The sequence below is a fragment of the Kribbella sp. NPDC048915 genome (assembly GCF_040649595.1).
GTDB lineage: Bacteria > Actinomycetota > Actinomycetes > Propionibacteriales > Kribbellaceae > Kribbella.
On sequence record NZ_JBEZFT010000052.1, the window covers coordinates 1 to 14,136 of the forward strand.

14 protein-coding genes are annotated in these 14,136 nt (G+C 68.2%); 5 read left to right on the top strand and 9 right to left on the bottom strand.

Annotated features, from left to right (window positions below):
* Window positions 1–296 precede the first annotated feature (296 nt).
* Window positions 297–1,229, top strand: coding sequence for an aminoglycoside phosphotransferase family protein (locus AB0B82_RS23725; RefSeq protein ID WP_360172371.1), 933 nt, complete (start codon window positions 297–299; stop codon window positions 1,227–1,229).
* 228 nt (window positions 1,230–1,457) lie between these two features.
* On the opposite strand, the gene AB0B82_RS23730 is transcribed toward AB0B82_RS23725, so the two are convergent.
* Both AB0B82_RS23730 and AB0B82_RS23735 read right to left on the bottom strand, forming a co-directional pair.
* Window positions 1,458–2,072 carry an NAD(P)H-dependent oxidoreductase gene (locus tag AB0B82_RS23730; protein WP_360172374.1) on the bottom strand — a complete coding sequence of 205 codons (615 nt, stop codon included), beginning with the start codon at window positions 2,070–2,072 and terminating at the stop codon, window positions 1,458–1,460.
* Window positions 2,073–2,133: 61 nt separating this feature from the next.
* Window positions 2,134–2,811, bottom strand: a complete 678-nt coding sequence (locus AB0B82_RS23735; RefSeq protein ID WP_360172377.1) for a DedA family protein — start codon at window positions 2,809–2,811, stop codon at window positions 2,134–2,136.
* Between the two features lie 153 nt (window positions 2,812–2,964).
* Here AB0B82_RS23735 and AB0B82_RS23740 point away from each other — a divergent pair, with 153 nt between their 5' ends.
* Window positions 2,965–4,134, top strand: coding sequence for a histidine kinase (locus tag AB0B82_RS23740; protein ID WP_360172380.1), 1,170 nt, complete (start codon window positions 2,965–2,967; stop codon window positions 4,132–4,134).
* Window positions 4,125–4,784, top strand: coding sequence for a response regulator transcription factor (locus tag AB0B82_RS23745; protein ID WP_360172383.1), 660 nt, complete (start codon window positions 4,125–4,127; stop codon window positions 4,782–4,784). The genes AB0B82_RS23740 and AB0B82_RS23745 overlap by 10 nt, the downstream gene beginning before the upstream one ends.
* 247 nt (window positions 4,785–5,031) lie before the next feature.
* Here AB0B82_RS23745 and AB0B82_RS23750 read toward each other — a convergent pair whose 3' ends face one another.
* Together AB0B82_RS23750 and AB0B82_RS23755 are read right to left on the bottom strand one after the other, a co-directional pair.
* Window positions 5,032–5,970, bottom strand: a complete 939-nt coding sequence (locus AB0B82_RS23750; protein ID WP_360172386.1) for a LamG domain-containing protein — start codon at window positions 5,968–5,970, stop codon at window positions 5,032–5,034.
* Between the two features lie 60 nt (window positions 5,971–6,030).
* On the bottom strand, window positions 6,031–7,038 hold the full coding sequence (locus tag AB0B82_RS23755; RefSeq protein WP_360172389.1) for a LacI family DNA-binding transcriptional regulator: 1,008 nt from the start codon (window positions 7,036–7,038) through the stop codon (window positions 6,031–6,033).
* A gap of 242 nt (window positions 7,039–7,280) precedes the next feature.
* Between AB0B82_RS23755 and AB0B82_RS23760 the strand changes: the two genes are divergently transcribed.
* The gene (locus tag AB0B82_RS23760) at window positions 7,281–8,105 is read left to right on the top strand and encodes a 6-phosphogluconolactonase (protein ID WP_360172392.1); all 825 of its coding nucleotides are present in this window, start codon (window positions 7,281–7,283) and stop codon (window positions 8,103–8,105) included.
* Window positions 8,106–8,250: 145 nt separating this feature from the next.
* On the top strand, window positions 8,251–8,550 hold the full coding sequence (locus tag AB0B82_RS23765) for a hypothetical protein (protein WP_360172395.1): 300 nt from the start codon (window positions 8,251–8,253) through the stop codon (window positions 8,548–8,550).
* A 6-nt stretch (window positions 8,551–8,556) separates the two neighbouring features.
* On the opposite strand, the gene AB0B82_RS23770 is transcribed toward AB0B82_RS23765, so the two are convergent.
* The 5 genes from AB0B82_RS23770 to AB0B82_RS23790 all read right to left on the bottom strand — a co-directional run bounded on the left by AB0B82_RS23770 (window position 8,557) and on the right by AB0B82_RS23790 (window position 13,886).
* Window positions 8,557–9,180, bottom strand: coding sequence for a hypothetical protein (locus AB0B82_RS23770; protein WP_360172398.1), 624 nt, complete (start codon window positions 9,178–9,180; stop codon window positions 8,557–8,559).
* A gap of 120 nt (window positions 9,181–9,300) precedes the next feature.
* On the bottom strand, window positions 9,301–9,654 hold the full coding sequence (locus tag AB0B82_RS23775; RefSeq protein ID WP_360172400.1) for a VOC family protein: 354 nt from the start codon (window positions 9,652–9,654) through the stop codon (window positions 9,301–9,303).
* A 3-nt stretch (window positions 9,655–9,657) separates the two neighbouring features.
* Window positions 9,658–10,473 (bottom strand): MerR family transcriptional regulator, encoded by an 816-nt coding sequence (locus AB0B82_RS23780; protein WP_360172403.1) that lies wholly within the window; start codon window positions 10,471–10,473, stop codon window positions 9,658–9,660.
* 135 nt (window positions 10,474–10,608) lie between these two features.
* On the bottom strand, window positions 10,609–11,979 hold the full coding sequence (locus AB0B82_RS23785) for a ricin-type beta-trefoil lectin domain protein (protein ID WP_360172406.1): 1,371 nt from the start codon (window positions 11,977–11,979) through the stop codon (window positions 10,609–10,611).
* Window positions 11,976–13,886 carry a ricin-type beta-trefoil lectin domain protein gene (locus AB0B82_RS23790; RefSeq protein ID WP_360172409.1) on the bottom strand — a complete coding sequence of 637 codons (1,911 nt, stop codon included), beginning with the start codon at window positions 13,884–13,886 and terminating at the stop codon, window positions 11,976–11,978. The genes AB0B82_RS23785 and AB0B82_RS23790 overlap by 4 nt, the downstream gene beginning before the upstream one ends.
* Window positions 13,887–14,136 lie beyond the last annotated feature (250 nt).

Sequence of the window (14,136 nt, forward strand, 5' to 3'; positions counted from 1 at the left end):
GTCCCCACCCCCGAGATCCCGTCCCCACCCCCGAGATCCCGTCCCCACCCCCGAGATCCTGTCCGCAGCCCCGAGATCCTGTCCCCACCCCCGACCAGCTCGCCCTTCCCCTGCACGCATCGCGCCCACGACGCCATCAGGTGGGCGCATGAACACCAACTGGTCCCAGAGCACAGGAAATAACGTGTCCCAGGCCCCCAGTACCTGTCGACACCCCCGTCAACAGGCCGATCTAGCCGGGGGTGCGCCGCGCCGGGCGTGGGTGGTGCCAGGGCGGGCGTGGTGGGATGGCTGGTATGAGGTGGTTGGACAAATGCTCTGCGCAGGCCGTCACCGACGCACTCCGGGTGATCGCACCCGAACTGGCCGACGACGAGATCAGCGTCCGGGAAAAGTTCGGCGAAGAGGATCCGGAGTGGTGGGCAGCGAGCGCCATGGTCGGAGACCGGTGCGTCGCGAAGTTCGCCTGGTCACGGCCGGCCGCGCTCCGGGTAGCGCATGAGATCGACGTACTTGAGGCGTTGACGGACCTCCCGAGCGTCCCGTACGTACCCGAGATCGTTGCCAGCAGCACTGATCCGCTGCTGTTGGTCACTCGCCGCATCCACGGTACGGCGCTGTTCGACATCGTCGACACCATCGACCGGAACCACGCCGGACGACAGCTGGCAACCTTCCTCGCTGCGCTGCACGACCCAACGACACTCGACCGCGTGGAGCACAGCACCGGCGAACTGGCCCCTGCTCTGATGCAACCCGCAACCACGGAGACAATCCGCGAGGGGTTCGTCCGCTGGATCCGCCCGGACCAGGTTGCCGCAGTGATGCGATGGTGCGACTGGACCGACGAAGTACTCGCCACGCCCGCACCACAGGTCCTGGTCCACGGCGACCTTCACGGCGGAAACCAGGTCTGGAACGCCGACGAACTACAAGTCATCGTTGACTTCGAAACCGCCGGCACCGCCGAACCCGAGTACGACCTCCGCGCCTTCCCCGGCACCGGACCGGGAGTCGAACTCCTCCAGTACACCTCAACCCACTACCGAGCCCTCACCGGCCGCCCGCTGTCCGCCGAACGCATCATGGCCTGGCACCTACGCACCACCCTCGCCGACGCCCTCTGGCGCTGCGAGTCCGGCGTACCGCTCCCGGACCACCGCACGCCCTCCGCCTGGGTAGCCGACCTGTCCACCCGCTTCACCATCCTCGGCCTCACCCCCACGTGATCCACCGCCGCAGGCCGCGCACTCTCCTCATCCGCCCCGCCCACCCCGCGAGCCGCCACCTCCCGGGCCGGTGAACACCGCCTGGGGCCGCTGCACAGGAAATAACCGGTCACCACCCCCCGGTTCCTGTTCACACCCCCGCGAACCCGGCAGGTTTACCGCTGCTCGTCGCCCGCAAACGCGCCCGACCCGCCCCACTGTCGAAGCCGCCGGAATGACTCGGTGGGGTCAGCGGGCTGGGGTCGGTTCGGGGACGGGCCGGAGGGCGATGGTGGTTGCTTGGATGACGCCGGCGTTGTCGCGGATCCAGGTGGAGAGGACTACCTGGAGGTCTTCGAGGTCGCGCTCTTCGAGGATGACGCCGGGGACGGGGACGGTGGCGCCCAGCTCCGCTAGGACGGGGCGGAGGTGCTGGTCGGCGAGGAGCTTGTGGCTGGGCGCGGCAGAGACCGTCACTGGAACGACGACCGATCCGGCCAGTGCGGACGGGCGGAGGACGTCGAGGAAGCTCTTTAGGAGACCGGTGTAGCTGCCTTTGTAAACGGGGGTCGCGACCACGATCAGCGAGGCCGACGACACCAGGTCGATCGCGCTCGCCAGGGCCGCCTGGGTGTTGGCGTCCGCCTGGTCGCCCTGGAAGATCGCCGGCGCGATCGTGACCAGGTCGATCAGCTCGTCGATCCGGTACGGCGTACCGAGCTCGGAGGCGAGAAGTTCCGCGACAGAGGCTGCTGCGGCAGCTGTCCTCGAACCGGCGCGCGGATTCCCCACCAGCGTGACCACCGACTGCGGCCACACCGGTGGCTCCGGCACGACCTGCGACTCGAACGCGACTGACGGCATCTGACCCATCTCCTGAACAGCTCGGTGGCAACTGCCTCGAGCGTAGTCAAAGTCGAGCCGCCTACTGCACTTTCTCACCATTCGAACGCCGCGCCCGAAGCTTGACCACGACGAACCATCCGACCGCGAGCACCGCGACCGCGATCACGACCTTCTGGAACACCCCCACCGATGACTCCACCACGTGCCACCGCTCACCGAGCTGATAGCCGGCGAGGATGAGCAACGAGTTCCACACCAGGCTGCCCGTCGCGGTCAGCGCCAGGAACGGCAGAATCGCCATCCGCTCGACGCCGGCCGGCACCGAGATCATGCTGCGCACCACTGGGACCAGCCGCCCGATCAGCACCGCCTTCGGACCGTGCCGGAGGAACCACTGCTCTGCCTTGTCGATGTCCTCCACCTTCACCAGTGGCAGCTTCTCGGCGATCGCACGCGTGCGATTACGGCCGAGCGCGGCGCCCACGCCGTAGAGCGCGAGCGCGCCGATGACGGAGCCGAGGGTGGTGCAGATGATCGCAGCGACCAGCCCGAAGTCGCCGCGCGAGGCGGCGAACCCGGCCAGTGGCAGGACAACCTCGCTCGGCAACGGAGGAAACAAGTTCTCCAGAGCAACCGCGAGGCCGGCGCCGACCGGGCCCATGCGCTCCATGAGCTCGATCACCCAGCCGGCCACCCCGCCGGTCGGTTCCTGCGTCGCCTGTAGCGCGGTCATCATCACCCGATTCGTCGTCGACATGCCAACGACGGTAGGTCTGTGAACCCGTCGGAACACTGGGGCCGACCGCCGTTTTTCCAGAGGCTTTCCACAGTGCAGAACTGAGGAAAACCGCAGTTTCTCCAGCTCAGGTGCCCGCTAGTCTTGCGTGCCATGCGGCAAGGTCCCGGGCTAGTGCGACGAAGCGCCAGAGGTCTGTCCGGCCTCCTGGCCGGTTCGGCCCTGGCGCCGGTCGAGCTCGTGCTGGTGGGCCTGTCCGTCCTCGCGCTGGTCACGGTCGTGGCCGTCCCGCGCGCCCGCAGCCGCGTCGAGCGGGTCGTCCAACGCTGTGCACGGTCGATGGCGGCGATGGAGGTCCGGCGGCTCGGCCGGTTCCACCAGGTCCACGACCTGGGGCCGTACGACGACTCCGCCGCCTTCGCGTATCTGCTCAGACGCTGGCCGATCGGCGCGCTCGGCGCCCTGGTCGTGTTGCTGCTCCTCTACGGCCTTGCCATCGCCGCGACGATGGTCAGCGCGTGGGCGTTCGACGGCTCGTGGGGCTACATCGAGAGCGCCGACCGCGTCTCCACCGAAACGCTCATGCTCGCGACAGTCCCCGGCGCGCTACTGCTGTACATCAACGTCATGGGCCTGGCCGGTGTCGTCGACCTCGACGTGAAGCTGGCGCGCCGCCACCTCACGCCGTCAGTGGAGGAGGCACTGACCCGACGGATCTCCGAGCTAACCGTGAGCCGGGCCGAGGTCGTCGAGGTGGTCAACGAGGAACGCCGGCGGATCGAGCGTGATCTGCACGACGGCCTGCAGCAGCGCCTGGTCGCGCTCGGGTTGCTGCTCAGCCGCGCTCGCCGGGCGCGGGAGTCGAGCCTCGCGGACGACCTGGTCCGCCAGGCCCACGCGGAGGCCGAGTTGGCGCTGGTCGACCTCCGCGACGTCGCCTGGCGCGTGTACCCGACCGCGCTCGACAAGCTCGGTCTGCGGGAGGTGCTGGCCGTGCTCACCGAGCGTTCCAGCATCCCCGTCCGCCTGGAGTACACCCTGTCCGAGCGGCCGCCCGCCGGCGTCGAGACCGCGGCGTACTTCGTGATCTCCGAGGCGCTGACCAACGCTGCCAAACACTCGCAGGCCAACAAGATCGCCATCACGGTCACTCCCACCCCGGCCGACGACGAGCGTCCCGGTGTGCTGGTCACCGTCACCGACGACGGTGTGGGCGGCGCCGACGTCAGCGGTCGAGGGTTGAGCGGACTGGCCGGGCGGGTTGTCGCCAGCGACGGCAGACTCACCGTGTCCAGTCCGCGCGGCGGGCCCACAACGATCCGCGCGGAGTTCCTATGCGCGTGATCCTGGCCGAAGATTCGACGCTGCTCCGCGAGGGGCTGATCCGCCTGCTCGTCGAGGAAGGTCATGAAGTCCTCGACGCGGTGGGCGACGGTGACGCGCTCGTCCGCGCGGTCCGTACGGCGGCTGCGGCTGGCGCGCCGCCTGACGTCGTGTGCGTCGACGTTCGGATGCCGCCGACGCATACCGACGAGGGGCTACGAGCGGCGCTCGCGATCCGCGAGTCCTGGCCGAGCGTCGGTGTGCTCGTCCTGTCGCAGTACGTCGAGAAGTCGTATGCCGGTGAGCTGATCACCTCCGGGCGGGAGCGGATCGGGTATCTGCTGAAGGACCGCGTGATGCGGGTGGAGGAGTTCCTCGATGCGCTCGAGCGGGTCGGTTCAGGCGGGGTGGCGCTGGATCCCGAGGTTGTCCGGCAACTGTTGTCCCGCACCACGCACACCGACCCTCTCGAGAGGCTCACCACCCGCGAACGCGAAGTCCTCGCCGCCATGGCCGAAGGCCACAACAACCAGAGCATCGCCGACCGGCTCTACATCAGCCCGAGCGCCGTGGAGAAACACGTCAACTCGATCTTCGACAAACTCGACCTCTCCCACTCCCCCGGCTACAACCGCCGCATCCGAGCCGTCGTCACCTACCTGACAACCTGACACCGCACAACGAGTCAGCCTGGCGACGCGGTGGTCCACCGTCACACGAACCAGTCGTCTGGCGCCGCCGGGTTCGCTGCTTCCCGAACCAGCCTTATAGCGACGCGACGGTTGGCTGCCTCAACTCAACGAGTCAGCCTGGCGCCGCGGTGGTCCACCGTCACACGAACCAGTCGCCTGGCGACGCGGTGGTCCACCGCCACACGAACCAGTCGTCTGGTGCCGCGGTTGTTCGTTGCCTGGCGGGTCAGGGTCGTCGGCCGGGCGGGGTGGTCATGGCTTGGTGGTGGGCGGCGATGCGGGTCGGGGCGAGTTCTCCGTTGTAGACGGCGACCTTGCCCACCGCGCCTTGGAACCAGGAGCCGAAGTCGCGGGTGCCGACGCGGAAGGGCGCTGAGCCGTCGGACGGGATGATGATCTGGCCGCGAATGCTCAGGTCGTCCTGGTCGCGCAGTACGCCGTCGCGGTAGATCTTGGTGTAGCCGTTCGGGTAGGCCTCGCTCTTGGCGTTGGCGTTGATGACCAGGACGTAGTGGATCCACTGGCCGGTCGACACCGCGTCCTGGAAGTACGAGCCGGCGCCGAGCCCGCCGCTGGCGTTGAACAGGTAGCCGGAGATGCGATTGGGACGGTTTTCGTTGTTCTCGAACGAGTACATCCGCGCCACGTACTCGTGGTGATCCGGCTCGCCCTTGCCCATCCAGTGCACGTAACCGCTGCTCTGCTGGTTCGGGAAGCTCAGCGTGTCTGGGCGCATCCACGCTTCGAGGGTGAACTCGCCGGTTGTCGCCGGGCTGAGTACGGCATTGTCCGGGACCTCGAAGTACCCGGTCGCACCGTCGAAGGCGGTCGCGCCGGAGCCGTCCGGCAAGGTCGTGGCGGATCGGGTCCCGGAGTACGTGCCGCGGAGACCACCGCGCAGCGAGGTTTCGGCTCCGGACGACGACCGATCGAGTCGCCAGTAGGCGGCGGGCTTGTCCTGCAGTACGGCGGAGTCGTAAACGCCGTACGCGAACGGCGGACCCGCGAACGTGCCGCCGGCAACCGCGGTGTTGCCGGAGATGATGCCTGCGGGGGTCGTGTTGACGGGGGTGGTCTTGACGGGGGTGGTCTTGACGGGGGTGGTCTTGACGGGGGTGGGGAGGAAGGTGAGGAGGGGGACGAGTGATGCTGCGAGTTTGCGCATGGTGATCCTTCCGGGCGGATGGGACCTCAGGTGGAGCGGGAACTCAGGTGGAGCGGGAACTCAGGTGGAGCGGGAATCCGGGGCGGCGACTGAGCGTCGGCGGACGACCGTGGCTTTGACGCCGATGGATTCGGTCGGTGTTGTTTCGGCGGGGCCGGGGGTTTCCAACAGGCGCGCCACGGCCAGCTGGCCGACGCGGGAGCTTTGGCCGGTGACGGTGGTGAGGCCCGGGTGGACGAGTTCGGAGAGGATGTCGTCGTGGCCGGTGACGCTGACGTCGTCGGGTACCGATCTGCCGAGTCGGCGGAGTCCCTCCACGAGGCCGGCCGCGAGTACGTCGTCGAAGGCCATCACCGCTGTGACGCCGAAGTCGAGCACCGTCCTGGCTGCGTCGACGCCGTCGGCGTGCAGGCCAGCGGTCGGTTCCAGTCGGATCAGCTCGACGCCGAGGGTCTTGGCTCGCTCGGTGACGGTTCGCGCGCGTTGCTTGTTCGACCAGGAACCGGCCGGCCCGGGAAGGTACGCGATGCGCTCGTGGCCGAGGCCGACCAGTTCGTCCATCAGTTCTCGCAGCGCCGCGCGCGAGTCGGTGTAGACGCTCAGCAGCCCGTCGACCACGCGGTTGACCAGCACCAGCGGGACCAGCTGCGCGATCTCGCGGATGTGCGACGCGGTCATCCGCGGCGCGCAGAGGATGACGCCCCGGGTCTGCTGCGCGAACTGTTCACACACATGTCGCTCGATGTCCGCGTCGTCGTCCGTGTCTGCGACGAACACCCCGATCCGATGCGATCGCGACACCTTCTGCGCAGCCTTGAGCAGGGTGGTCATGTACGGGTTCGAGATGTCCGGGACCACCAGGCCGACGTTGGGCGCGGTGCCGGTGATCAGCGACCGAGCCATCACGTTCGGCGAGAACCGTAGTCGACGGGCGACTTCCTTGACCCGGTCCGCGGTTTCCGGCGAGATCCGCCCCGGCGTCGAGAAGACCCGGGAGACCGTCGAGATCGATACCCCGGCCGCCTCGGCGACGTCCTTGAGCGTGGTCGCGCGCGTCCGTCTCGTCATCGTCCCTCCCGGTTCGCGGGTCAGGGCACCTACCGGTCTCGAGTCACCACGCCCAGCCTGCGCTCGGAGCCTACGGTCAGCCGAGTCGCGGTGCCGGGAAGAGGGATTTGTGCAAACCTTTGCCAACTTGTCGACATACAGTAGGCTCGCGGTTCGTTGTAGTCAACGAGTTCTGGCGTCCGCGCGTCGCTTGAGTCAGGATTGATGCGCAAACCTTTGCCATGCTTCCGGAGGAGTCCTGCATGACAGTCGGGATCGACCGCATGCCGCACGTCAGCACCTACCCGACCCGTGTCGACCTTGGTCGCGCTGCGGCGGCCGCGGCGGCCGAACGTGTCCGGGAGGCGATCGCGTCCACCGGGCGGGCTCGTCTGATGCTGGCGGCAGCGCCCAGTCAGGCGGCGACGCTGGCCGCACTGGCGGTCGAGCCCGACGTCGACTGGAGCAAGGTGGAGTGCTTCCACATGGACGAGTACGTCGGGCTCGCGGCGGACGCGCCGCAGGGCTTCCGGAACTGGTTACGCCGGAACTTCACCGACAAGGTGCCGCAGGCAACGTTTCGTCCGCTCGATCCCGGCAGTGACGCGGAGGCGGCGGCGCGCGACTACGAAGTACTGATGGGCAGTGAACCGTTCGACCTGGTGCTGCTCGGCCTGGGGGTGAACGGCCACCTCGCCTTCAACGACCCACCGGCCGACTTCGCCGATCCGCGCGCCGCGAAGGTCGTTGCGCTGGACGAGATCAGCCGCCGCCAACAGGTGGACGAGGGCAACTTCGCCGACCTGGACGACGTGCCCACGCACGCCGTCACCGTCACCATCCCCCGCCTGCTGAACGCCCACGCGGTCATCGGCTCGGTCCCCGGCACCGTCAAACGCCAGGCCGTGCACGACACCCTGACCCGGCCCATCGACCCGAACTATCCGGGTACTGCGCTACGCACCCACCCCAACGTCCAACTCTTCCTGGACTCCGAATCCGCTGACCCAGAATCAGGCGACACAGCAGGCGGCACAGCAGGCGGCACAGACTCCAGCGACGCAGAATCAGGCGACGCCGAGCTGTAGGCCTCCGGAGGAACTCGCGGACCGCGACTCGCACGCGGACGGCGACTCTCACGCGGGTGGCGGCTCGCGCGCGGGTGGCGGCTCTGGCGCGGGTGGTGGGTCGCTCGGGGGTGGGGGCTTGCTCGCGGATCGGATTGGGCGCGTCGTGTTGGCCATCCTGGACCGGGCTGTCGCGACCGAACACGACCTGCTCCTCGCCCGCCTCCGGCTGATGATCGACACCCCCGCATTACAGGCCCGGCACCTGGACAGTCAGTTCCGGTTGCAGGAGGCGTTTGTTCGTGCGGTCGATCCCGGCCTCGAGTACGACGCCCGCGCGGCGGCGAGCGCCGTACTCGGAGTCACGCACACTGCCCTGCTGCGTTGGGCGGCCGGTGACGGCGAGCCCGCACTGACCGAGCTGTTCCGCGACGCGTTCACGGCTGCGTTCGGTCACGCCCCCTGATCGAGGTCAGGTGAGTTCGGGGACGCGCAGGTGCGCGATGGCCAGTTCGAACTCGCCGACGTCGAGAACCTCGGCGCCGACGTCCTTGGCGATGGCGGCACGCATCGAGGCGGCCGCCTCGCGCGTGCTGTCCATGGCCTCGCGGCTGTCGTAGGTGATCGACGACACCGTGCGGCCGCTGCTGCGGTCGACGAGCAGGCTGGCGCTGCAGAAGCCGGACAGGTCTTCGATCCGGGGCAGTGACGCCATCCGGTACACGTCGATCGAGCGGTCCATCACCGCCGGATCGATCTGCACCCAGGTCGCCCGGACACACGCGCCGGGTCCTGACTTGTGGTCACGGTGCAGGACCGCGATCTCCCACTCCTCGACCTGCGGTTCACCGCCGCCCATCAGCTCCGCAACCCGCGACCGGACCGGACGGAGCTCGGAGTCGGTGGCCCGCATCGACTCTTCCGACTGCCAGGCGCTGGTCGCGATGCACCGGCCGGACTCCCGGTCGACGATCATGGACAGGCCGATACAGCCGTCCATCTCCAGCAGTCTCGGCATCACCTCGTCGCGCACCTGCATGATGCCGGCATCGACCGACGCCGGCGCGGCAGTGACCGTGGTGGAACGCGCGTACACGATCCACCCCCCTTTACGCTCAGGGCAGCGCCCCGGCGGCGCTGCCGGTACCTCTCACCCTCCTCTCCGCACCGGCGCGTGGCAATGCCCCGGCCGACGGCTCGGTCTGTCCGAACGGGCTCATTCCTTGTGCTCGGCGAGGTCGAAGACGTTGCCTTCGGGGTCGGCCAGCGTGATCCAGTGCACGCCGTACTCGTCGTGCTCCGCTACGCGTTCGGCGCCCAGCCCCACGAGGCGGTCGACCTCGGCGGCCCAGTCGGCGGCGACCAGGTCGACATGCAGGCGGTTCTTGCCGGTGCGCGGCTCGGGGACCTGCAGGAACATCAGTGTCGGACCGTCCGCCGCACGGTTCACGGTCGCGAAGAATTCGTTGCTGTCAGCATCGACCTCGGACGACAGCACGCCGGCCCAGAAGGTCGCCAAACTCGCCGCATCGGCACAGTCGAAGGCGATGCTCTCGAGCGCTACAGACATGGTTCAGCCTTTCGGTACAGGGATCCGCCGGATCGGCCAGCAGATCTCGGTGCGGTAGTCGGCCGGATCGGGGACGTCCCCCGGGCCGATCGGATACAGCTCACGGATCGGCCCGGGCGCGACCTCGCAGTACTCCGCGACGTGGCTGCCGAGGCCGCCGTACGTGCGGTCGAAGTCGGTCATCGGGCCGGCGTGGACGGCGATCGCGAAGTAGCCGCCGGGGATGTCGACGAGGTCGACGCCGGCGACCGGCTGCTGATCCGGGGCGACCGGCACAAACGCGACCACCGCACCGGCGTCATCGGTGAAGAACTCGTCGCTGTACGTCGCGCCGGCGGTCACCTGGAGGTCGCCGCCGATCGCGTTCAGCTTGCCGAAGGCGTAGTCGCACCACGGCCCGATCTCGTCGCGAACGACATGCCCCGAGACGCCGTACGCGCGGAACGGTGGGATGAACCGGTACTGCACGTCGAGCACCGGACGCCCCGGAGTCAGCAGCTCACGCAGCGAGGCAACCACCTCACGGGTGTGCGCGAGCTCTTGCTCCATCCGCTCGAGGTGCGCTCGCAGCGTCTCCTCGCGCGCCGGACCGTCGGCGGCCTCGACCACCGCCCGTACGTCGGCCAACGGCATCCGCAACTCCCGCAGCCGTCTGATCAGCAGGGCCACGTCGACCTGGTCGGTCCCGTACCGGCGGTAGCCGGACGAGGCGTCGATCGAGACCGGCGCGAGCAGGCCGATGTCGTGGTAGTGGTGCAGCGTCTTCACGCTGAGATGAGTCAGTCGGGAGAACTCCCCCACAGTCACCGTGGCCGTCATGCCCCAAGCTTCCACCCTCCGGTAACCGGAGGGTCAAACCAGCCCGGATCCGCAGGCCATCACAACGCACAGCCGACGGCGGGCGCCCGTGGGGATGCACCGCCGCCGGCCGGTTGTGATGGCCTGCAGATCCGCCTACCCGCGGTACCGCCCGATCACCTTGGTGAAGTCCCAAGCGTTCTGCGGGATACCGGAGCAGCTGTCGGCCGGCCCGCCCGTGCAGGGGCGGTCGCGGTTGACCGACCAGAACGTGAACCGCGCCAGGTGGTGCTCCGAGGCGTAGGACAGCATCGACTCGAAGTCGGACAGGTTGACGCGCTCACCGGCGACGTCGGTCAGCCCGTTCATCGATGAGATGCCGATTTTCCGGTACGCCGCGTCGTCGCTCAGCCCGTACGCCGATTTCACCTGGTTCTTCAGGCCGTCGGCCGCCTGCCGGGTCAGCGCGCCCATGTTGTTCGAGCCGCCGCCGAAGTCGAACGGCATGATCACCCAGCCGTCCAGGTTCAGCCCGGAGGCCGCGCCGCGCCGGATCAGGTCCTGGCCGTTCGCGTCCGGCCCGGACGTGGTGGTTCCGAAGGTCAGGTACGTCGCGATGCCGGGGTTGTTCTGCTCGACGATCTTGAGTGCGTCGATCACCCGCTGCCGGACGGTGGCGTTGCTGAACTCGGTCGCCTCGATGTCCACGTCGAACGCCTTCAGCGACAGCGCGTTGATCACCTTCTGGTACGCCGCCGCCAGCTCACCCGCGGAACCGCAGCTCTCCCCGAGCTTGTTGCCGGACCACCCGCCGACCGAGACCACGACGTCGCCGCCGTTGGACCGGATCGCGTTGAGGGCCTGCTGGTCGACGCCGCCGGTCAGCGGCCGCTGCCCGTCCCACATCGGGTTGCAGTAGCCGTTGGACAGGATGAACGCCATCGTGAACCACTTGACGCCGGTCGCGTTCATCACGGTCACCGGGTTCAGGGGGCTCCCCCAGCCCTGATAGAGGTACGGCGCCGCCGCCATCGGCGCACCGCCCGTGGGCGGCGGGCCGTCGTCGGCCGCGGGCACGTTCCACTTCTGATTGGCCGCACCGGTGCAGCTCCACAACTGCAACGGCGTACTGTTCGCGGAATTGTTGCCCGTGACATCGAGGCACTTGTCCGCCTGCGGGTTCACCAGATCGCGGCCGGACGTGTAGGTCCATTGCTGGGCGCCGCTGCCGTTACAGGTCCACAGCTGCACCCGCGCACCATTGGACACGGATCCGCCCGACACGTCCAAACACTTGCCCAGGGCACGCACAGTCCCATCGCCGGACCGCGTCCACTGCTGCGCGTTCGTACCGTTGCAGTCGTACAGCTGCACCGTCGTACCGTCCGCGGCATTCGCTCCGGCGACATCCATGCACTTGCCCGCCAGCCCGGTGACCGCACCCGTGGCTGCCTGCGCCGGCAGGGCCGGCGCCGCCAACGTCAGCCCGAGCGCAAGAGTCGCCCCCGCTACGAGTAGCCGTTTCATGAGATGCTCCACTTCTGGTTGGCCGCGCCGGTACAGCTCCACAACTGCAAGGGAGTGCCGTTGGCGGAGGTGTTGTCCTTGACGTCCAGGCACTTGTTCGCCTGTGGGTTCACCAGGTCGCGGCCGGACGTGTAGTTCCATTGCTGGGCGCCGCTGCCGTTGCACGTCCACAGCTGCACGCGCGCGCCGTTCGCCACGGATCCACCCGAGACGTCCAAGCACTTGCCCAGTGCGCGCACGGTCCCGTCACCGGGACGCGACCACTGCTGGGCCGCCGTACCGTTGCAGTCGTACAGCTGGACCGCGGTACCGTCAGCGGAGTTCGCGCCGGCGACGTCCACGCACTTGCCGCCCAGCCCGGTGATCTGACCATCGCCACCACCACCGCCGCTCTGCGTGCCGGACCAGGTGAAGGTCGCGGACGTCTTGGTCGGCAGTGTGTAGACGAACGACTGCGATCCCCAGTTCACGCGCACGGACTGCGAGCTCCCCGTGGTGTTGTAGGCAATCAGCGCCTTCGAACCGTCCGGGTTCTTCCAGGCGACGTTCTTCACCGCGCTGTTCGCGGTCGAGTCGATCCGCAGCGCGCCCGGCTTCACGAACTTCGTCAGGTGGCCCATCGTGTAGTACTCGACGGTCTTGGTCACCTGCCCACGCTGGCTGTCGTTGCGGTGCACCGTCACCAGCCCGGTACACACGTTGCAGCCGGCACCGACGTACGGCAGGTGGCTCTCGTCCAGCGCGATGCCCCACTTGACCCACGACTTGTCCCAGTTGCGGGTGTAGTCGATCAGGTTGTTCATGTCCTCGGCCTGCTGGTTCGCGATCCACGTTCCGCCGGAGTGCTCGGTCATGTACGCGTTGACGTCCGGGTACTGGTTGTGCACCTGGGTCTGCAGGTTCACGTCGCCGCCGTACCCGTGCCAGGCGATGCCGCCGAAGTTCGGGTGGTTGCGCAGCGCGGCGTCCGCGATCGGCACCGAACCGAGGTCGTTGTAGTTGCCCCAGTTGTAGTCGAGGATCAGCACCTTGGTGGTCAGCCCGGCCGCCTGCAGCGCGGGCATCAGGTTGTTCTTGGTGAACTCGAGCAGCCCGGAGCCGTTCCAGTTCATCGATGCGTACCCCGTGGCGTCGGTACCGCAGCAGGTCGGCTCGTTCTGCACCGAGATGTAGTCGATGTGGTTGCCCTGGGCCTCGTTCTGCTGCAGGTACTTGACGAAGTACTGCGCGTACGTCGGCGCATACTCCCACTTCAGCCAGCCGCGGTGGACGAAGTCGTTGTTGTCCTTCATCCACGCCGGTGCGCTCCACGGGGAGCCCATCACCTTCAGCGCCGGGTTGAGCTGCCGCGCCTGTTTGGTGAGCGGTATGACGTCGGTGAGGTCGTGCTGGATGCTGAAATCGTTCAGATCGCAGCAGGTGTCGTCGTAGGAGTAGTTGAAGCGGGCGAGGTCGGAGGCGCCCATCGGGTTGCGGACGAACGCGAGGCCGATCCCGTTCACCGGGTCGAACAGGTCGCGCATCACCTGGTCGCGGGTCGCGGCCGAGATCACGCCGCTGCTGTTCAGCAACCACGCGGAGCTGTCGGCGAACGAGGCGCCGCCGCCTTCGAAGGACTGGTACGTCGTGTTCTCGTTGACCGTGACGGTCTGGTCGGCCGTCCCGCCGGCCGGGCCGAAGTTCACCGGGGTCTGCTGCTGCAGGCCCCGGGTCACGTTGCGGCCGCCGGAGTCGTTGGTGGTGGTCAGCCAGATGTTGACCTGCTCACCGGCAGCAGTACCGGACGCTGCGGCGGAGGCGGGTGGAGCCGTGCCGAGGCCGAGCCCGGCGGCGGCCACGCAGAGCGCGGCGACCGCGACCGGCAGGAGACGTTTGGCGGGCAGTAGGGCAGGCGGTATCGCGGGCATGGGGCGGTTCTCCCTAGCGTTGCGGATCCCCGGCGGAACGGGGGAATCCCTGGAGATACGGGGAGTTCGGGGCGGTACACGTTGACGGCGTCTGCCCGCGCCGCAACAGCTGGTCACCATGAGACAACCATCCGTACACAGCCGTGTCAACGGCTCAGGCGAGACTTTTTTCAGCTTGTGGATTTAGTCCCGGGGTTGACCTGAGAGCGTTCTCACGGCACGCTTCCGCCCAATCCCGTCCTCATTCAGA